The sequence below is a fragment of the Mesorhizobium sp. M1252 genome (assembly GCF_040318265.1).
In the GTDB taxonomy this organism is placed as follows: Bacteria; Pseudomonadota; Alphaproteobacteria; order Rhizobiales; family Rhizobiaceae; genus Mesorhizobium.
On the sequence record NZ_JAMYLX010000005.1, the window covers coordinates 80,270 to 98,265 of the forward strand.

Genomic DNA, 17,996 nt, shown 5'->3' on the forward strand with positions numbered 1-17,996 from the left:
CCGATGAACACGTCCTTGTTCAGGAGCATGAAGGACTGGCCCTGGCTGGTGCTGCTGCCAGTCGTCTTCTTTGTCGCGGTCGGTGTGCTCGGTCCCTCGATCATGCCTTACGATCCCGGCGCGCAAGACTACGACGTCACGCTTGCGGGACCGAGCTGGGCTCACTGGCTGGGCACCGACTATCTCGGCCGCGATATTCTGAGCCGCATCATCGGCGGCGCCCGCATATCGCTGGTGGCGATGGTGATCGTGCTGGTGGCCGCACTTGCCATCGGCGTCAGCATCGGTTCGTTCGCCGGTTATGTCGGCGGGCGCGTCGAGCTGGTGTTGATCAGCCTCATCGACATCGCGCTGGCGCTGCCAAGCCTGGTGATCGCGCTGGCGCTGATCGGCATTCTCGGCACCGGCTACTGGTCGATGATCACGGCGCTGACGCTGGCGTGGTGGGCGAACTATGCCCGCATGAGCCGCGCCGTGGTCACCGCCGAATTGCAACAGCCCTATATCGAAGCGGCAAGGGTGATGGGCGCCAGCCATCTGTGGATCTTTGTGCGCCATATCCTGCCGCATGTCCTGGCCCTCGTCGTGGTCTATGCCAGCGCCGATGCTGGCGCCCTTGTCCTGGCCATCGCGACGCTGAGCTTCCTCGGCCTGGGCGTCGCGCCGCCGGCGCCGGAATGGGGCCAGATGCTGGTCGACGGCATGAGCTACATTGAGGAATACCCGAGGCTTGTCGTCCTTCCGGGCCTTGCGCTCACTTTGGTGGTGGTCAGCTTCAATCTGCTGGGCGAGACCTTCGCGTTGCAAAAGGTGCCGAGGCCGGTGCGCGGCGGTTTGCTGCGCAAGCGTCGCAAGGCGCGCGCCGTTGAGGAAGCGGAGCGGAACGCCGTCGAAACGGGAACAGCCGCGCCATGAGCGACGAGCCGATCTACTCCATAGAAAACATGGTCATTGATCTCTACGCCACGACCGTTTCCGTGCGCGCGGTCGATGGGGTGTCGTTCAACGTCCGTCCCGGCGAGACAGTCGCCGTCGTCGGCGAGAGCGGTTCGGGCAAGACCGTCATGACGCTTGGGCCGCTCGGCCTGCTGCCCGAGGGCGTCACCGTCGACATCAAGGGATCGGCCCGAGCCGAAGCGAGCGAACTGGTCGGAATGGAGTCCAGGCGCTTGTCTGACCTTCGCGGCCGCTATTTCGGCGTCATTTTCCAGGACCCGATGAGCGCGCTGAACCCGATGCTGAAGATCGGACCGCAACTGGCGCGCCAGGCGCGCCGCTTTGCCAATCTCTCGTATGCGGATGCCCGCAAGGAAGCGGTCTCGCTGCTCGCCCGCACCCGCATCCCTGACCCGGAAGACCGCTACGATCGCTATCCGCATGAAATGTCTGGCGGCATGCTGCAGCGCGCCATGATCGCACTGGCCCTGGCAAGCCGGCCGCGCGTGCTGATCGCCGACGAGCCGACCACTGCGCTCGACGCCACGGTGCAGGCGCAGATCCTGGAGCTCATCCGCCAGATCCAGCGCGAGGAAGGCATCGCGGTCGTGCTGATCACGCACGACATCGGCGTCGTCGCCTCGGTCGCGGACCGGGTCATGGTGCTCTATGCCGGGCAGGTGGCGGAGGAGGGGATCGCGATGGATGTGCTGACGCGGCCGACGCATCCCTATACACGCGGGCTGCTTGCCTCTGTACCGGATTTCCGCGCCGACGAACGCGCCGCGACCAAGGAAATACCAGGTTTGCCGCCGAACCAGATCAGGCTGGAGCCGGGCTGCCGTTTCGCTGCCCGCTGCGAACTGGTTGAGCCCGAATGCCGCGTGCATCGGCCGCCGCTCCAGACGATCTCGACGGGCGGGACGCCGCACAAGGTGGGATGCCCGGTGGTGCTGAGGCGGGAAGGGATAGCAATCCATGGCTGACATTGCGGCGATTGAGGTTAAGGGCCTGAAGGTCCATTTCGCCAACCGCTCCGGCACAGGCGCCGTGCGGGCGGTCGACGGCATCGACCTGACCATTCCGCGTGGTGCCTTCCATGGCATCGTTGGCGAATCCGGTTGTGGCAAGACCACGCTGGCTCGCAGCGTCGTCGGCCTGCAGAAGGAGACTGAGGGTACGGTGCTGATCTCGGGGCGGGATCGCGCCCAGTGGCTGAAGTCGGACCGCAAATCGTTCAGCCGCGAGGTCCAGTTCGTCTTCCAGGATCCGCTGGGCTCGATGAGCCGTCGCCAGACCGTCTACCAGACGCTGGAAGAGCCGCTGCAGATCCATCGCCTCGGATCTCCGGCCGAGCGCCGGCGCCGTATCGGCGAGCTGCTGGATCTGGTGGCGCTGCCAGCGACCGTGCTCGACCGCCTGCCGCGTTCGCTTTCCGGCGGCCAGCGCCAGCGCGTTTCGATCGCTCGCGCGCTTGCGCTGAAGCCATCGATCCTGGTTTGCGACGAACCGCTCAGCGCGCTTGACGTTTCGATCCGGGCGCAGATCGTCAACCTGTTCACATCATTGCAGAAACAGCTTGGCCTTACCATCGTCATCGTTGCGCATGACCTGGCGATCGTGCGCGAGGTCTGCTCAAACGTGACGGTGATGTATCTTGGCCGCATCGCGGAAGCCGGCGTGACGCGGCCGCTGTTTCGCGAGCCGGCCCATCCCTACAGCCAGGCACTGCTTTCGGCGGTTCCTTCGCCGGATCCTCGTATCGAGGCCGGCCGTCGCCGAATCATCCTCGCGGGCGACCCTCCAAGCCCCAGCGCGCCGCCACCGGGATGCCGCTTCAACACCCGCTGTCCTGTGGCGATCGATGTCTGCCGGACCGAGGAGCCGATGTTGCGCTCGGTGCCGCATGGCGGGGTCGCGGCCTGCCACCTTGCCGACGGCGAGCGGCGGCCGGTGATTTGAGTGCCGACTTGATCTGCCCTCGTTGCCCGCTACTTCAGGCCGCCGCCGGCTTCGTGACGGGTGGCCAGCTATGGGTCTCCGCCTTGCGTCGTGAGGCCCAGGCATAAAGCGCATCGTAAATGACGAAGCCGTGCTTCAGGATCTCGTGGTCGTCGGGCGTCACGTCCCGCAGCCCCATGGAGATCGCGAGCAGTCCTGCAGACTGTGGCGTGAGATCGTGCCGATCCGTGTCGGCGCCGCGCACGATCGCGGCAATGGTCACGATCGCCGGGTCGCGATCGAGGCCGAATTTCGAGACGAAGGTGTCGAAGCTGCAACCGTCGCCGACATGGGTGAATTCGACGCCGGGCACGTCGTAGGGTGTCGCGCCCGCTTCCTGGGCAACACGGATCACCTGATCAGGTGCCGCGAACAGGAAATCAGGTTCCTTGTCGATGAAGCGTGCAATCAGCCAGGGGCAGGCGATGCGGTCGATGACCGGGCGTTCACGGGTAACCCATTTCATGACGGAATCCTTTCTTCGCTCATCACCAGAGGGACGGTTGGCGCGCCGATGGCGTGCCAGGCGGCGATGCCGCCTGAGAGCGCCGTTGCATCGACGCCGCGGCGACGCAGTTCGGCGACTGCGTCGCCGCTGACCTGGAAGCCGTACACGCAATAGACGATGACAGGCCTGTCCCTCGGCAGTTCATCGGCCCAATCGGCAATGGTCTCGGGAGCGCGGAGCTTGGCGCCCGGCAGCATATCGCTGCGTTTTGCCAGATCGTCGGCCAGGCAGACGTCGAGCACGACCAGATCTTCGCCCTGGTCGAGTCGGGCCCGCAGTTCCTCTGGCGCAACAGTTGGAACCTTATTGTCCGATGCAGGTCCTGTTGAAGGATCGCGCTGCGCGACAGCCCGCCGGTGGCGGGCGGCAACCCGCTCCCAATGGATGTTCTTCATGAACGCGTCGACATAGGCGCCAGCCTTGGCGCCAAAATCGAGGTGGTAGGCATGTTCGTACATGTCGAGCGCGAGGATCGGCATGCCGCCGGCGAGACAATTGGTGTGATCCGCCGCCCATTGAATCGTCAGCCGATCGCGGCGCTCCGACCAGGTCAGCAGCGTCCATCCCGAGCCTCCGGCCTGCGCCTTAGCACAAGCCATGAACTTGGCGCGCCATGCCGCCACGCTGCCGAAGTCGCGCTCCAGTGCTGCGGCAAGATCGCCTCCGGCATCGCCGGAACCACCGAGCCCATCGAAATAGATCTCGTGCAGGATCGCCGAATTTGCCGCGACCAGCTCTTCGCGCTTCAACCCGTTGATGTCGAAGACGGGTGCTGCGCCCCAGTCGAGTTCATCGAGCCGCTGTTCGATAGCGTTGAGGCGGCGAACCGCACCGCCGTAATTGTTTTCATAATGGCTGGCCAGCAGGCGTTCGGACAGTCCGACGAGCCTGGGCGGCTTGAACGGCAGCGGCATGATCTGGTGCGGCATTGGATTTCCTCGCTCGGCGGCACGGCCCATCCGTGAGCAGGCGCACGTTATGCCCAAACGAGAAATGATACAAGTGTTGCATCTTGCTCAGGCGTTTGATACGGGTCACTTATGGGCGAGAGGGAATCGATCCCAGCTGCGCCGGGTATTCCACCAAGGACGAGGAGCGAACCATCTGCGGCTGAACCGCAGTCCTCAGGGGCGGCACGCCTTGGGTGGTTGCCACCACCGATGTCGCTTCCGAAAGGCCCGCCGTCACCTCGACGCGACCGTTCTCGGTGACACCAGCCTTGATGGCGAGGCGTGTGATGCGATTGTCCGTGACTGTGTACACGAAGGTGCCGTCGCCATTACTTCCGGGGCCTCCATTCCTGCCGGACGACGTTCGAGGGGCGCCACATGAGCTTTCTTTCTTCGCCCGGAAGTGCGCTGGGGCGCTTCGACAACCGACGATGAGCTTCGCCCGCATTGAAGTATGGTGTCTCTGCGGATCTTGGCCATTTAGTATGGTTTGCGCATGAGCCATGATACAAGTGTTGCATCTAATTCAGTCCATGATACGGTTCACTTATGAGTGAGGGGCAATCGCAGGAGCAGCGCTGGCTGCTCCTGATTTATCAGCTGCCAAGCAAGCCCGCCTATTTCCGGGTGAAGATCTGGCGACGGTTGCAAGGCATCGGCGCGGTCGCAGTCAAAAGCACCGTTTACGCCCTGCCGGCCAATGCCGAGATGCAGGAGGATTTCGAATGGCTTCTGAAGGAGATCGTCGCCGGCGGCGGCGAGGCCATGATTTGCGAGGCGCGCCTTGTCGACGGTCTGTCGGACGCGCAGGTGCGGGCGATGTTCGACGCGGCCCGTGATGCCGACTATGCGGAGATCGCTGGGGAAGCGCGCGAGCTGGCTGCAGCGATTGGGGCCGACGCGACATCGGAAAAACACGCAGAAGCGCGTCCGCAACTTGGTCGCTTGCGCAAGCGGCTCACTGAAGTGGTGATGATCGACTTTTTTGGTGCCAGCGGTCGCCTCACGATCGAGGGACTGATCGCCGAACTTGAAACACAGCTTACAGAGGACAAGGCCATGACCAAGGAACCGAAGAAGGCCGCCGAGCCGAGCGAGCTCAAGGGCCGAATCTGGGTCACGCGCCGGGACGTGCATGTCGACCGCATCGCCTGCAGTTGGCTGATCCGCCGGTTCATCGATGCTGACGCGATCATCCGCTTCGTAGCGGGCAAGGGATACGTGCCAAAGGAGGGGGAATTGCGCTTCGACATGTTCGAAGGCGAAATCACCCATGAGGGCGATCGCTGCAGCTTCGAAGTTCTGCTTACCCGCGCCGGCATCAATGATCCGGCACTCCAGGCCATCGCCGAGATCGTCCATGACATCGACCTCAAGGACAACAAGTTCGGTCGCGAGGAGGCGACTGGGATTGCCAGTCTGATTGCAGGCATCGCCATGGCGAACGAGAGCGACGAACAGCGGATCGCGCAGGGCGCTCCTGTCTTCGACAACCTCTATCAGTATTTCCGCAAGAAACGCGGATGACCGCAGGGACTCAAACTATGGCCAATCTGGAGCAGTCCGTCACGACGCCGCCATCTCTGGCCGAAACCCACGACCATGACATTTCGTTTGCGGACGCCATGCGAGTATGGGCCCGCGTTGCAATGCTCAGCTTCGGCGGCCCGGCCGGCCAGATCGCCATGATGCATCGGATCGTCGTTGAGGAAAAGCGCTGGATCGGCGAGACGAGATTCCTGCATGCGCTCAACTACTGCACGCTGCTGCCAGGTCCGGAGGCGCAGCAATTGGCCATCTATATTGGCTGGCTCATGCACAAGACCAAAGGCGGCCTCGTCGCGGGAATCCTGTTCGTGCTGCCAGGCGCGGTCGCCATCATGGTCCTGAGCTGGATCTACGCCATCTTCGGCAACGTTGGCGCTATCCAGGCGCTCTTCTTCGGCCTGAAGGCGGCGGTTCTGGCCATCGTGCTCGAAGCGGTCCTGCGGATCGGCAGGAGGGCGCTCAGGAACAATGTGATGGTCGGCCTCGCTGCGGCAGCCTTCATCGCCCTGTTCTTCTTCCATGCACCGTTCCCGCTGGTCATCCTGGTTGCGGCCGTGATCGGCTACGTCGGGGGCAAGATGGGTTGGGCCGCATTCCAGCCAGGCAATGGACATGGCAAGCTTGGTGGCAAGCAGGTCGATGATGTCGACTCGGCGCTTGGCGAAGGGATGCCGGCGCATGCCCGGCCATCCATCGAATGGTCGCTGAAGATTGCGGCGGTGTTTCTGCTGCTATGGTTCGTTCCGGTCCTTTTCTTGTTGCTGTTTCTTGGGCAAGGCAATGTCTTCACCGACATCGCCATCTTCTTTTCCAAGATGGCGGTGGTGACGTTCGGCGGGGCCTATGCGGTGCTTGCCTATGTCGCCCAGCAAGGAGTCGAGCACTATGGCTGGCTGAAGCCTGGAGAAATGCTGGATGGCCTCGGCATGGCCGAAACGACGCCGGGTCCGCTGATCATGGTCACTCAATTCGTTGGTTTCATGGGAGCATTCCGGGAGCCGGGGGTTCTTAACGCGTTGGTCGCTGGAACGCTCGGCGGCCTTCTGACGACGTGGGTGACCTTCGTCCCGTGCTTCCTGTGGATATTTCTCGGCGCGCCGTACATAGAGACGATGCGCAGCAACAAGGCCCTGTCAGCCGCACTGTCGACCATCACGGCAGCGGTGGTTGGAGTGATCCTGAACCTCGCGGTGTGGTTCGCGCTTCATGTCCTGTTTCGCGATTTGCATGAGATCGGCTTGCTGGGCATGAGGCTCGACGTGCCAGTCCTCGGTTCCCTCAACATTCCGTCTCTCGTACTGACCCTCGGTGCGATGCTGGCGGTATTCCGCTTCAAGGTCGGCGTGATCCCGGTGCTAGCGGCATGTTCGATCCTGGGCGTGCTTTTCGGCGTCGCGGCGGGCTCGGTCTAGGGCGATCTTTCTGCTCGGATGCGAGCATCGCAGTCTATTTCATATCGGGGCTGCCTGATGGGCGAGCAAGTAGGAGGCGAGGTATAATGGGCACGAGGCGAGTGGCTGTGGTCTGGCGCGGTGACCGGGAGGCGCGTCGCACGGCGACACCGCAGAACAACCGGTTTCATCGCGTGTTCGAGGAACTCGCTGCGATCGGTGTTCACGCCGAACCCGCCGTTTATGACGAAGAGTTTGCCGAGGAGGTTCGGACCCAGCTCCTGGCGACGGACGGCGTGCTGGTCTGGGTCGATCCCTTGCACGAGGGAAAAACCCGTGCGGTGCTCGACCCGCTGCTGCGCGACGTGGCGGCACGCGGCCCCTGGGTGAGTGCACATCCAGACGTGATCCTGAAAATGGGCGTGAAGGAAGTTCTGCACCGTACGAAGCATCTCGGATGGGGAACCGATACTTACCTCTACGGCTCCGCCGAGGCTTTTCGCGAGGCGTTTCCGGAGCGGCTTCGGACGGCCGGTCCACGGGTGCTGAAGCAGAACCGCGGCAATGGCGGCCAGGGAGTATGGAAGGTCGAGCTGATCGGTTCGCTTCCTGGCGGAGAGCCGGCGGTTCGGGTGCTGCACGCGCGACGCGGCAGTATGCCGGAAGAACTCGCACTGCCGGATTTCATGGCGCGCTGCCAGGTGTATTTGACACCCGATGGCTGCATCGTGGATCAGCCATTCCAACCGCGTTTACCCGACGGGATGATCCGCTGTTACATGGGCGCCGACAAGGTGGTCGGCTTTGGCCACCAGTTCATCAAGGCCCTAATCCCACCACCTCCTGAAGGGCCAGATTCCGAGGCTGCGCAACCAGGGCCGCGGATAATGCATCCCGCCACGGCCGAACCGTTTCAGTCGCTGCGGACCAATATGGAAACCGGGTGGACGCCGCAAATGATGGCTGTGCTAGGCGTCGATGCCAGGTCGCTGCCGATCATTTGGGATGCCGATTTTCTCTACGGACCACGGACTGTGTCAGGTGAAGACACGTATGCGCTTTGTGAGATCAACGTCAGCTCGGTCTTTGCCATCCCCGATCAAGCGCCGGCCGAAATAGCTCGACTCGTTGCCATGCGATTTTGAATCGACGAAGATTGGCGGTCCGAGTGGGGCTCTGGCCGAACGCGGTTCGGCGGTCAGTCCGATGGTCGCCGGACCCCTGCTTGCCGTTTCCGGTTTCGGCTGACCAATTCTCGTCGCCGGTGGCTTGAACACCATCTACGAAATCCTTTGCTCATGACGTTTCGCAAGATTCGGCCGCCCGAGGAACGTTAGCCTCAACCGGCGCGAGATCTGGATTTGGAAGGTCTTGCTAGGGTGACCGCCCCGGAAGAGCTGAACCCGCCATCCGCTGGAACAGGTCGTCGACCTGGGCCGGCGATAGGCTGGAGTCCTCGGCGATCCACCAGGCAAGCACCGAGAGAAAGGCTCCCGATATGAACTGGACGACGAATTCCAGCGGCACGCCCGCGTCGCCGATCCGCTTGCCAGACAGTTCGGTTCGCACTGCGCGCCGTATGCGTTCACGCAATTGATCGTGGATCGTGTCGCCGCTGCTCGCAAGTAGCGCTTTGTGAAGCGACCGGAACGCCCGCGCGTGCTCGAACATCGGCAGGCTGAATTCGAACAGGCGATTGCCTGTCTTTTCGTCTGCCGACACGCGCCTGCTCAGCGACAGCAGATGCGCCTCAAGGGCCGCGCTGCGCAATTCGTCCTTGCCGGCATAGTGCGTATAGAAGGTCGACCTGCCGACATCAGCTTTCTGGCAGATGTCTTCCACGGTGAGAGCCGCATAGCCGCACTCTGGGATCAGAGCAATCAGCGCGTCCTGCAGCATGGCGCGCGTGCGCGCGACACGACGGTCGATCGTACCCCTGTCGTCGGGCCGCTCGATTTTAATGGTCATTGCTCTTTCCACCGTGCGGTTTGGGACGTTCAGCGGTCCGTTGTCCAGCAACAGCGCTAATGGACAATCTGTCCAGTATGATACGCCGAGTCCAGAAGCTCAAGAATGCCTTGAGCACTCCGGAAACGGACGAGGAGGCAAAAGGAAATGCACCAATTTGGTCATCGGGCTGGAAACGGACAGCATTCGCGAAAGGGTGTTATTATGCTTGCTGTGCTCGTCAAACTGTCGCTGGTCGCCGGTTTTCTGCTAATGCTTCATTTCGGGGACGGCTATCTCAATGCCGGTGCTTGGACGGCTGCAGTCCACGGCCTCATCCTCGCTGCGGTCGCGGCATTCGCACTCTGGGGCGGCTTCCATCACATGCGGACTGCCGGCGCGCATGGCGCCGGCGAAAGGGGCATCGGCATCGTCCTGCATAGGGCGGTCGGCTATGACCTGCTTGCGCGCGTCCTGACTTGGGGCCGCGAGGACCGGTTCCGTGAATTCATGCTGCGTCTGGCAAGGCTCCAGCCCGGCGAGGCGATGCTCGATGTCGCCTGCGGTACGGGCACGCTTGCCATAGCCGCGAGACGGTTGGTCGGAGCGGTCGGACGCGTCACGGGCGTCGACGCATCGGTCGAAATGGTCGAGAGGGCGCGCGTCAAGGCTACGCGAGCCGGCGTTGATCTTACCTTCGTCCAGGCGACGGCCCAGGAACTTCCCTTCGAGGATGGCCAATTCGACATCGTGATCGGTACGCTCATGCTGCATCACCTGCCGAAACCCGACCGATCGACCTTCTTCCGTGAAGCGGAGCGGGTTCTGAAGCCGGGAGGCCGACTGCTGCTGATCGACTTCGGAAGGCCGCTGCACGAATCCAGATTGCCGAGGCTCCATCGGCACGGGCATATCGACATGAATGCGGTCGGAACTCTACTGGTCGAGACAGGCTTCAGGGTCGACGATACCGGCGCCGTCGGGACCATGAACCTCGATTATGTGCGCGCGACCACGGACAAGATCCTGCCTGCCTGAGCGCCGCATGCCGCGGCGACCGGACCGGGCGCGCCGCCGCCAGGAAGACGCGCGGGCCGGTAGTCGCGGGCCGCGCTGCATTGCGTGCGTAGCCGCCGCGGCGCTATCTTGCCGATTGGCTATCCCGGCCTGCTTCGATACGCGAGTCTACCGAATGCCCAAGACCTACTTGTCCTTGACGCTTGCGGCCGCATGGTTGGCATCACCGCTTGCGCATGCCGATGGCGTCGACCGGGCGCTGGATGCCTTCCACGCGACATGCCTGGCGCACGGCCCCGACTTCGAGCGAACCGCGACATTGGCAAAGACGCGCGGATGGACGCCGCTCGTCGACGGCGCGGCACTTGCTCCTGTGGATGCCATGAAGGCGTTCCGCGGATGGCAGGTCACCGGCGACGACCTTCCGGCCGGAACGATGGTCGCGGTGACCAGGGCGACCATGGACGGCAGGTCCGTCCAGACCTGCTCGCTCAAGCTTTTCGATGTCGACCGCGCCGAGTTTGAAAAACGGTTCTTCCACCGCACCGACGCCGAAAAAATCGGCGAGGAGAGGAAGGGCAGGCAGGTTTCCCGGCTGTTCATACTGATCGCGGGCAATCGCAAGCAGCTCGTGCATTTGACGTCGCCAGCCGTTCGGGGCACAGCGAACGCCATCATAGCAAGTTCGATAGTCGATGATTGAAAAGGCTTCGCGGGCCGCGTCCCAATTTAGCCTGCTTGCGCTGCCAGATCACTCGGTTGGCGCGCAATGACGAGAAAGCGAGCGCAAATGCGACTGACCAGCACGATTTTCGGCATGGCGCTCCTGCTCGCCTCCACCGTCGCGGTCGGCGCTCATCCTCATGTCTTCGCGGAAGCCCGTTTGGACCTAACGGTTGGCGCTGACAAGTCGGTCAAGTCGCTCAAGCATCTCTGGCGGTTCGACGAGCTCTTCTCCTCGACGGTGCTGATGGAGTTCGACAAGAATTCCGACTTTACTCTCGACGCCGAAGAACTCGACGCCGCCGCCCTCACCATCCATGCCTCACTGGAAGAATACAATTATTTCCAAATGGTCACTGTGGAAGGCAAGGACGTGGCGATGACGCCGCCGGCGAGGCTGGTCACTAGCTACGAGAACAATCAACTCATCATCCAATTCGAGACGCAGCCGAAAGACACGTTGGCGCTCGCCGGCAAGGTGAGCATCGGCGTCTACGATCCGACCTTCTACACCGCGATCGATTTCACCGATGACGATAAGATCGCCGTGGCTGGCCTACCGAAAGATTGCACGAGGGCCGTCGTCCGCCCCGATCCGAATACCGCAATCGCACAGAATCAGACGAAATTGACGGATGCCTTCTTCAGCGATCCGACCGGAACCGATCTCGGCAAGATATTCGCGACACGCCTTGAATTGACGTGCAGTTGAAGCGGCGGAACGGATAGAACGTGTTTTTCCAAACCCTGGTCGAGTTTCAACGCACGATATACTTGGCGCTCGCCGAACAGATCAAATTGCTGTCAGCCGGGGGCGACTGGCTGGCGTTCACTGCCTTCCTGCCGATGGGTGTCCTGTTCGGAGCTGCGCATGCTTTGACACCCGGACACAGCAAAGCCGTGCTGGCTACCTATTTGGCCGGATCGGATGCCAGCATCCGTCGCGGCCTACTGGTGTCGCTGACACTCTCCTTCACCCATGTCACGATTGCCGTTGTGATTGCAGCCCTCTCGTTGCCATTGGTCTCGATTGCGCTGGGCAGCGTCGGCCGGGCGCCGCTTTTGGAGGATGTCAGTCGTGGCCTGCTCGGGTTAATTGGTCTGTGGATGCTTTGGCGGGCGCTCAGCCACGGTCATCACCATCAGCATGAAGGCGAGGTTGTGGGCGTCATGGCCGGCCTGATCCCATGTCCATTGACGCTCTTCGCGATGACCTTCGCGATCTCAAGAGGTGTTCCGGTCGCGGGCATACTCTTTGCAATCACCATGATGGCCGGCGTGGCACTGACGTTGTCTTGCGTGGCAGTTCTGTCGATCCTGTTTCGGGAACGGCTGGTGCATTTCTTCGACCGTCGGCCGCGCCTGTTCGATGTGATATCGCGAACTATCGAAGGTACCGCCGGCCTTATTCTTACTGGCGTGGCTGTCTGGCAAATCTCGTCGAAATGAGAAAGTTTGACCGACCGCCAAGGCCACAGCGATTCTCATAGGGATCACATTGCAATTAACGACGTCGTGCCATTAAGTGCCGGCACGCGCGGTTCGGGTTTGGGTTTAGAACATTGAGCGACCGTCAGAAGATCATTTGGATGATAGCGCTGGCGATCCTCGCCGGCATCGGGGTGATATTGCTAAATCACTGGATCAAAGGCGATCTCTACGCGGCGGGTCCATTGACTTCGACTACCCAGACGCCACATTTAGTTCGGCCGGCATGACCGGTTCTTTTTCTATCCGATTTCTGGCCCGCCGGTTCGCGCCGGCGGATTTTTTGCGGGGGTAGGATACTCAGCGCGGATTTGGCTATCTTGCCCCTGATTGTCAGAGGCGGAGCTGCGGTGATCGCTCCGCAATGATGGCCAACGGCGGTTCCACGACGGCGGCATACGCGCTTGAGAGATGAGAGTGGCTGTTTCATAAAGAGGATATCATGCCTGCGGACGATGGTAGTCTACGCGACATTCTTGGAATTCTGTTGGTTCTCCTACTCGTAGGCGCCAACGGTTTCTTTGTCGCCGCCGAATTTGCGCTGGTCGCGGTTAGACGAAGCCGCGTCGACGAATTGGCTACAGCTGGACGCTCGAACGCCAGCCTCCTTCAACGGGCTTTGGTGAATCTCGATGCGAACCTTGCAGCAACTCAGCTCGGCATCACCATCTCATCGCTGGCGCTCGGTTGGGTCGGCGAGCCTGCACTCGCTCATTTGATCGAGCCACTCCTCTTGGGAGTGATGGGGTCGCTGGCCACGGCAGCTTCGCACACCATTGCCGTCGCAATCGCCTTCATCATCATAACCGCGCTACACATTGTCCTGGGTGAACTAGCGCCGAAAAGTCTGGCGCTCCAGCGCAGCGAGAGCACGGCACTTCGGGTCGTCCGCCCTCTCGGTCTGTTCCTGCTCCTGCTCAGGCCGGCGATTCTTGTTCTCAACGGTCTCGGCAATCTGGTGCTGCGTCTGTGCGGTCTGCGTCCGGGCACAGGCGAGGAGTCCTTGCATTCGCCCGAAGAGCTGAAGCTGCTCGTGGCGGCAAGCCAGGAGGCAGGGCTCCTTCATCAGACGCAACAGGAACTGGTCGAGCGTGTCTTCAACATCGGCGATCGGCGCATTGCCGACATCATGACACCGCGACGCGATATCGACTGGATCGATACCGACGACATCCCTGACGAGATTCTGCGCACCATCCGGCAATGTCGCCATGAGCAGCTTCTGGTCGGCCGTGGGGGGATAGACGAACCGCTTGGCATGATTCTGAAGAAGGACCTTCTCGACCAGGTGCTCGACGGCAAAACGCTTGACCCGATGGCGGTCATCCGAGAACCTTTGATCGTTCACGAGGCAACGCCGATTTTCCGTGTACTCGATCAGTTCAAGCGGACGCCGGTGCGTCTGGCGATCGTCATCGACGAATATGGCGCTCTGGAGGGGATCGTCACCCAGACCGATCTGCTCGAAGCCATCGCAGGGGACCTTCCTGACCTGGACAATGAGGACCCTGATGTCATCGAGCGCGATGACGGGTCCTTGCTCATCGACGGAATGATGCTGGCGCACGATGCGTTCGCTCGCCTAGGATTCCGATCGGGGTCTGCCGAAGGGGATTTTCACACGATCGCTGGGTTCGCCTTGTCCAGCCTTGGGCACTTGCCGGAAGCCGGTGAGCACTTTGACCACGAGGGCTGGCGCTTCGAGATCCTCGATATGGATGGAAGGCGGATCGACAAGCTGCTCGCTCGCCGTGAGCCGCCTACATCCAAGCCGGCAACCAGTTGAGACTGACCGCGCGACAGGCCGGTAAGCCGGCCGGCCTTTTGCGCGCGAATATTCCCACTTTTCGAACCCACGCTCCCACAGTAGTCCCTATCCACAAACGCCCGTCAGTTCGCCCAGGACGCGTATCCGCTGGAGTCACAGTGACTGGTGAGCGTCTTCGCGTCGCGCTATGTGATCAATGGAACCGACAGTTGAGGGTCTAAATGGACGCCAAGAGCGCCGTCTGGCTGATTATTGGGGTCCTGGTGGTGCTAGTGGTGGCCTTTCTCACCGCAATGGCATTCGGGCTGCTATGAGTCAGCCAGGCTGATCGACACTCGCCACAGGCCGTTGTGGCGCCGTGGCGGTGGCACCCCCATTACCACAGCGACTGCGCGACGGAGGGACATGTCGGTTGCGTGTCGACGAGCGACCACAGATGCGGCATGCGGCAATTTTTTGCGGCGAAGAATGATTTTTGAATCGTGTACAGAAGTCATGGCCAAGACCAATCCGAAATCCCCTGATTTTCCGCCGCCGCGCCGTTGACCCGCTTTGAGAAAGCCGAGTTCGCGAAGCTTTGCGATCCGAAAGGCCGTCGCAAATCAACTTGCGCCGACAGATGCCTCGCTGGTCTGTGATCTGGTAGCGGCGAGGTCGCGCTGATTCGCCATGCGAGCCCTGTTCAAGCGCGCTGTGGCCGATTGCAGCGACTCCGAATTTCTTTCGACGAAACGACATCTGCTGTCGATCACCAGCGGCATTGACCGGACGACGGCGGCCACGCAAATGATGGCCGCGCAATTGGGCGTCTAAGCCCGTCGCTCGCCATTTCATCGGCCGATCTTGATGCGGGGGGCAATATTGGATATTGAAGATCGCCACTTAACAAGTAGGTAATTTGCATTCAGCCAGTTGTGCTACTCCACGATAGTGCTCTTCTGTCCAAATTATCTTGGGAGGGCTTCCTTGCCGCCATGGCGGCTTTGACCATGTTCGCATTTTCGATGGATACCTTCGCACACGGCGGCGGCACCGATGCCAATGGATGCCATACCAACCACAAGACTGGCGAGTATCACTGCCACTGATATCAGGACCAAATTGCGTGATTTGGGTTCGTGCGAGTAGGCATATTCGCGGCGCCTAGATAGCAGCGTTGCTCACCATGGGGGGGCGCAGATGAGAATTCGAAGGCTGTTCCACTTGGGCACATTGATGCTTGCGGCGGCATCAGCCACGCCATGTCATGCGCAGGGGACTTTCGGAGGAAATGACTGCACCGAAGATTGTTCCGGGCATAAAGCTGGCTACGACTGGGCTGAGCAAAATCAGATTTCCAACAACAGCGACTGCAGCTCAAACAGCCAACCATTTAATGAGGGCTGCCAAACCTTCGTCGAAGACTCGTCTCGCGGTTCGAACGAAGACGATGAAGGCGAAGAGATAGACGACTGAGATACAGCGCTGATTCGGATAAGGATCCAGCCGGCGGCTTCCCGTCGTGTAGGCGCAGTCGCTTTTGGTGTGGCATCTTTCATCGGCTGCGCTCATGCCGAAGACGCGTGCGCCCCAAACTACGCGGGAGCCTGCGTTCCAATCGCCAGCGACGTCGATTGCTCCTCCGGAAAGGGCAATGGTCCGCCTATGTACGCGGCCCGGTCACTGTTGTCGGCAGGGATATCTATGATCTGGACCGCCACGGCGATGGGATCGGCTGCGAAAACGGCTAGAGCCACGCTACGGCTTGCACGGCCCTGTCCCGTTCCACTGGATGAACGCCACTTCCTTCCCGGTGACTTCCCGCACGGCTTTCAACAGCACCTCATGCAGGACGCGCGTCTGCCGGTAAGTGGTCGCTATCGGGCGATATAAACGGCTTGATGATACTTAAGTGCAGTGCCTCCGCTGCCGTCACAAAGCGCTCAATTTCAGCCTGTGATAATTGCTGCGAACCTTTCGACCTGGCCATGTCCTACCCTCGAAATCTCTGTGTGCCAGACGACCTTGCCGTCGATCTTCATCGGCTTGTGGATCATCAAGCGCTTCGGCAGATGCTCGGGGTGCACCTCCAAACCAATGGTCGAACCGGGAATTTCCACCACTCTTATCGGGAAAGTCACGCAGCGCATCACCTCGGCGTCAGACGCCCGGCGTGAATCCGACCTTCCAGCAATGCCTCACCGCGCGTCGGCGTGACCGCAGCGGGAACATTCGGCCATGCGGTGGAGGATCAGGTGTGACGCATCTATAGGAAATCGTCGGCATCTGTCGGCTTAGAAGTGCTGCCCTCAGCAATCAATTGGTCGCCTTCGGAGCCGCCCCGAACGCGATGACGATTCAGCCCAAAGATTAGGGAAATCGGACGTCCCTTCTTCACCGGTTAGGAGTAGGACCAACACCGCCCTGGCGCGTGAGGAAGGTCTGTGACCGAAATTCAGAAGCGCAGGGCGCAAGCTACAATGGCCCTGACTGGATCTTAGCCAATGTGGCGTTCCTTCCGGGTATTCTTTCCAGGCCACGCCCAAGGCGTCCTCGAATGGATTGGGTCTGACCGAAGACCGTCTTCGTTTCACTCCGTCTCGATCGTCTTCTCGCAACGTCGGCGCTGCGTTTTCTTCCCCTGTCCGCTGCGCGTCCATTCCTCACGGTCCAAGAAAGCCTCGCGTCGCCGTCTTCCACTTCGTTTCAGCCCCTTCGGGATGCAGACCGATCGTTTCCGGTCTCACGTCCACCATCGAGGCCGCGATGGGCGCGGCCCGAGAAAACACAAAGGAACATCACCATGGCTACGATCGGCACTTTCTCCCGCACCGCGAACGGCTTCTCCGGCTCGGTCAAGACCCTCAATCTCAACGTCAAGACGGTAACGTTCGCTCCGACGGATGGCGAAAATGAAAAGGGTCCCGACTTCCGCATCTTCGCTGGCGCCACCGAGTTCGGGGCGGCATGGAAGAAGACCTCGCGCGAGGGACGCGACTACCACTCGGTCAAGCTCGACGATCCCAGCTTCCCCGCTCCGATCTATGCGAGCCTGGTCGAGACCGACACCGAGGGTGAGTTCTCGCTCATCTGGTCACGCCGCGCCGCAGAGTGACCCGACAAAACACAAAGCCCCGCCGCAAGGCGGGGCTTTGCCATGTTCAGGTCCTATACAACTTGGCACGTCCGCTAGGTGCAGCGCGTTACGCTTTGGCCGGCGCCTTGCGGACCTTCTTCAGCGGCGACTTCATGGCCGCCGCAGTCGTCGCCGCTGCCGCCGCACGAGTAGCCCGTTTTGTTTTTTCCGCCGCGGCAGACGTGGGCGTCGCCGCCTTGCGCCCGAGCCCTATTGATTTCGCCAGAGCCGACCGGGTAGCCGCGTAGTTCGGCGCCACCATCGGATAGTCGGACGGCAGGTTCCATTTCTGCCGGTATTCGTCGGGGGTCAGGTTGAAGTGCTGAAGGTGCCGCTTGAGCGATTTGAATTTCCTTCCGTCTTCCAGACAGATGATGAAGTCAGGTGTCACCGATTTCTTGATCGAAACTGCCGGGTCCTGTTTTACCACAGGTTCTACCGCCGGCGTGCCGATGCCATTCAGGGCGGCATGGATGTCGCCGATGAGTTTTGGCAACTCGCCAACCGGTACTGGATTGTTCGATACATAGGCGGCGACAATGTCAGCCGTTATCGACACGGTATCCAGTTTGTTGCCTTGCTCGAGAGCAGTGGTCATATGATT

The 17,996-nt window shown here is 61.2% G+C and carries 21 protein-coding genes and 1 pseudogene; 15 read left to right on the forward strand and 7 right to left on the reverse strand.

Features of this window, described 5'->3' with window-relative positions:
* Nucleotides 1-3 precede the first annotated feature (3 nt).
* From NKH22_RS12145 to NKH22_RS12155, 3 genes are read left to right on the forward strand one after another with little or no spacing between them, the layout of a single operon-like run.
* The gene (locus NKH22_RS12145) at nucleotides 4-915 is read left to right on the forward strand and encodes an ABC transporter permease (protein WP_023669882.1); all 912 of its coding nucleotides are present in this window, start codon (nucleotides 4-6) and stop codon (nucleotides 913-915) included.
* Nucleotides 912-1,922, forward strand: a complete 1,011-nt coding sequence (locus tag NKH22_RS12150; RefSeq protein ID WP_352909621.1) for an ABC transporter ATP-binding protein — start codon at nucleotides 912-914, stop codon at nucleotides 1,920-1,922. Before NKH22_RS12145 ends, NKH22_RS12150 begins: the two co-directional genes overlap by 4 nt.
* Nucleotides 1,915-2,898 (forward strand): ABC transporter ATP-binding protein, encoded by a 984-nt coding sequence (locus NKH22_RS12155; RefSeq protein WP_023686257.1) that lies wholly within the window; start codon nucleotides 1,915-1,917, stop codon nucleotides 2,896-2,898. Before NKH22_RS12150 ends, NKH22_RS12155 begins: the two co-directional genes overlap by 8 nt.
* Before the next feature lie 34 nt (nucleotides 2,899-2,932).
* Here the strand turns inward: NKH22_RS12155 and NKH22_RS12160 are convergent, their stop codons facing one another.
* From NKH22_RS12160 to NKH22_RS12170, 3 genes are all read right to left on the reverse strand, one after another.
* Nucleotides 2,933-3,403, reverse strand: coding sequence for a chromate resistance protein ChrB domain-containing protein (locus tag NKH22_RS12160; protein ID WP_023669885.1), 471 nt, complete (start codon nucleotides 3,401-3,403; stop codon nucleotides 2,933-2,935).
* Entirely contained in the window at nucleotides 3,400-4,374 is a 975-nt protein-coding gene (locus tag NKH22_RS12165) for a Fe-Mn family superoxide dismutase (protein WP_352909623.1), read from the reverse strand. Before NKH22_RS12165 ends, NKH22_RS12160 begins: the two co-directional genes overlap by 4 nt.
* A gap of 109 nt (nucleotides 4,375-4,483) precedes the next feature.
* Nucleotides 4,484-4,708 carry a hypothetical protein gene (locus NKH22_RS12170; protein ID WP_023814962.1) on the reverse strand — a complete coding sequence of 75 codons (225 nt, stop codon included), beginning with the start codon at nucleotides 4,706-4,708 and terminating at the stop codon, nucleotides 4,484-4,486.
* Nucleotides 4,709-4,944: 236 nt separating this feature from the next.
* Here NKH22_RS12170 and NKH22_RS12175 point away from each other — a divergent pair, with 236 nt between their 5' ends.
* The 3 genes from NKH22_RS12175 (at nucleotide 4,945) to NKH22_RS12185 (ending at nucleotide 8,479) form a co-directional block, all read left to right on the forward strand.
* A complete protein-coding gene (locus NKH22_RS12175) occupies nucleotides 4,945-5,922 on the forward strand; it encodes a chromate resistance protein ChrB domain-containing protein (protein ID WP_023669887.1) in 978 nt (325 codons plus the stop codon).
* A gap of 17 nt (nucleotides 5,923-5,939) precedes the next feature.
* Nucleotides 5,940-7,355 carry a chromate efflux transporter gene (chrA, locus tag NKH22_RS12180; protein WP_031192963.1) on the forward strand — a complete coding sequence of 472 codons (1,416 nt, stop codon included), beginning with the start codon at nucleotides 5,940-5,942 and terminating at the stop codon, nucleotides 7,353-7,355.
* A gap of 86 nt (nucleotides 7,356-7,441) precedes the next feature.
* Nucleotides 7,442-8,479, forward strand: a complete 1,038-nt coding sequence (locus NKH22_RS12185; protein WP_031202368.1) for a Cj0069 family protein — start codon at nucleotides 7,442-7,444, stop codon at nucleotides 8,477-8,479.
* Nucleotides 8,480-8,708: 229 nt separating this feature from the next.
* On the opposite strand, the gene NKH22_RS12190 is transcribed toward NKH22_RS12185, so the two are convergent.
* Nucleotides 8,709-9,353 carry a TetR/AcrR family transcriptional regulator gene (locus NKH22_RS12190; RefSeq protein WP_023669890.1) on the reverse strand — a complete coding sequence of 215 codons (645 nt, stop codon included), beginning with the start codon at nucleotides 9,351-9,353 and terminating at the stop codon, nucleotides 8,709-8,711.
* A 153-nt stretch (nucleotides 9,354-9,506) separates the two neighbouring features.
* Here NKH22_RS12190 and NKH22_RS12195 point away from each other — a divergent pair, with 153 nt between their 5' ends.
* From NKH22_RS12195 to NKH22_RS12230, 8 genes are all read left to right on the forward strand, one after another.
* Nucleotides 9,507-10,319, forward strand: a complete 813-nt coding sequence (locus NKH22_RS12195; protein WP_050587014.1) for a class I SAM-dependent methyltransferase — start codon at nucleotides 9,507-9,509, stop codon at nucleotides 10,317-10,319.
* A gap of 154 nt (nucleotides 10,320-10,473) precedes the next feature.
* Nucleotides 10,474-11,001: a hypothetical protein gene (locus tag NKH22_RS12200; RefSeq protein ID WP_023685957.1), complete on the forward strand. Its 528-nt coding sequence runs from the start codon at nucleotides 10,474-10,476 to the stop codon at nucleotides 10,999-11,001.
* Between the two features lie 87 nt (nucleotides 11,002-11,088).
* Complete coding sequence (locus NKH22_RS12205; protein WP_155929560.1) at nucleotides 11,089-11,733, forward strand: DUF1007 family protein; 645 nt, start codon at nucleotides 11,089-11,091, stop codon at nucleotides 11,731-11,733.
* A 20-nt stretch (nucleotides 11,734-11,753) separates the two neighbouring features.
* Nucleotides 11,754-12,470 carry a HoxN/HupN/NixA family nickel/cobalt transporter gene (locus tag NKH22_RS12210; protein ID WP_023669894.1) on the forward strand — a complete coding sequence of 239 codons (717 nt, stop codon included), beginning with the start codon at nucleotides 11,754-11,756 and terminating at the stop codon, nucleotides 12,468-12,470.
* A gap of 481 nt (nucleotides 12,471-12,951) precedes the next feature.
* Nucleotides 12,952-14,295 (forward strand): hemolysin family protein, encoded by a 1,344-nt coding sequence (locus tag NKH22_RS12215; protein WP_023686253.1) that lies wholly within the window; start codon nucleotides 12,952-12,954, stop codon nucleotides 14,293-14,295.
* 651 nt (nucleotides 14,296-14,946) lie between these two features.
* On the forward strand, nucleotides 14,947-15,090 hold the full coding sequence (locus tag NKH22_RS12220; RefSeq protein ID WP_023686252.1) for a hypothetical protein: 144 nt from the start codon (nucleotides 14,947-14,949) through the stop codon (nucleotides 15,088-15,090).
* Between the two features lie 191 nt (nucleotides 15,091-15,281).
* The gene (locus tag NKH22_RS12225; RefSeq protein WP_348529716.1) at nucleotides 15,282-15,365 is read left to right on the forward strand and encodes a YHYH domain-containing protein; all 84 of its coding nucleotides are present in this window, start codon (nucleotides 15,282-15,284) and stop codon (nucleotides 15,363-15,365) included.
* A gap of 115 nt (nucleotides 15,366-15,480) precedes the next feature.
* Nucleotides 15,481-15,732 (forward strand): hypothetical protein, encoded by a 252-nt coding sequence (locus NKH22_RS12230; RefSeq protein ID WP_245261776.1) that lies wholly within the window; start codon nucleotides 15,481-15,483, stop codon nucleotides 15,730-15,732.
* Between the two features lie 282 nt (nucleotides 15,733-16,014).
* Here the strand turns inward: NKH22_RS12230 and NKH22_RS12235 are convergent.
* Nucleotides 16,015-16,246: pseudogene (locus NKH22_RS12235) on the reverse strand (hypothetical protein).
* Complete coding sequence (locus NKH22_RS12240; protein ID WP_155929562.1) at nucleotides 16,206-16,397, reverse strand: hypothetical protein; 192 nt, start codon at nucleotides 16,395-16,397, stop codon at nucleotides 16,206-16,208. The pseudogene NKH22_RS12235 and the gene NKH22_RS12240 overlap by 41 nt, the downstream one beginning before the upstream one ends.
* A gap of 662 nt (nucleotides 16,398-17,059) precedes the next feature.
* Here NKH22_RS12240 and NKH22_RS12245 point away from each other — a divergent pair.
* Nucleotides 17,060-17,371 carry a DUF736 domain-containing protein gene (locus tag NKH22_RS12245; protein WP_023669902.1) on the forward strand — a complete coding sequence of 104 codons (312 nt, stop codon included), beginning with the start codon at nucleotides 17,060-17,062 and terminating at the stop codon, nucleotides 17,369-17,371.
* A gap of 88 nt (nucleotides 17,372-17,459) precedes the next feature.
* Here the strand turns inward: NKH22_RS12245 and NKH22_RS12250 are convergent, their stop codons facing one another.
* Nucleotides 17,460-17,990: a Ros/MucR family transcriptional regulator gene (locus tag NKH22_RS12250; protein WP_352909626.1), complete on the reverse strand. Its 531-nt coding sequence runs from the start codon at nucleotides 17,988-17,990 to the stop codon at nucleotides 17,460-17,462.
* Nucleotides 17,991-17,996: the final 6 nt, after the last annotated feature.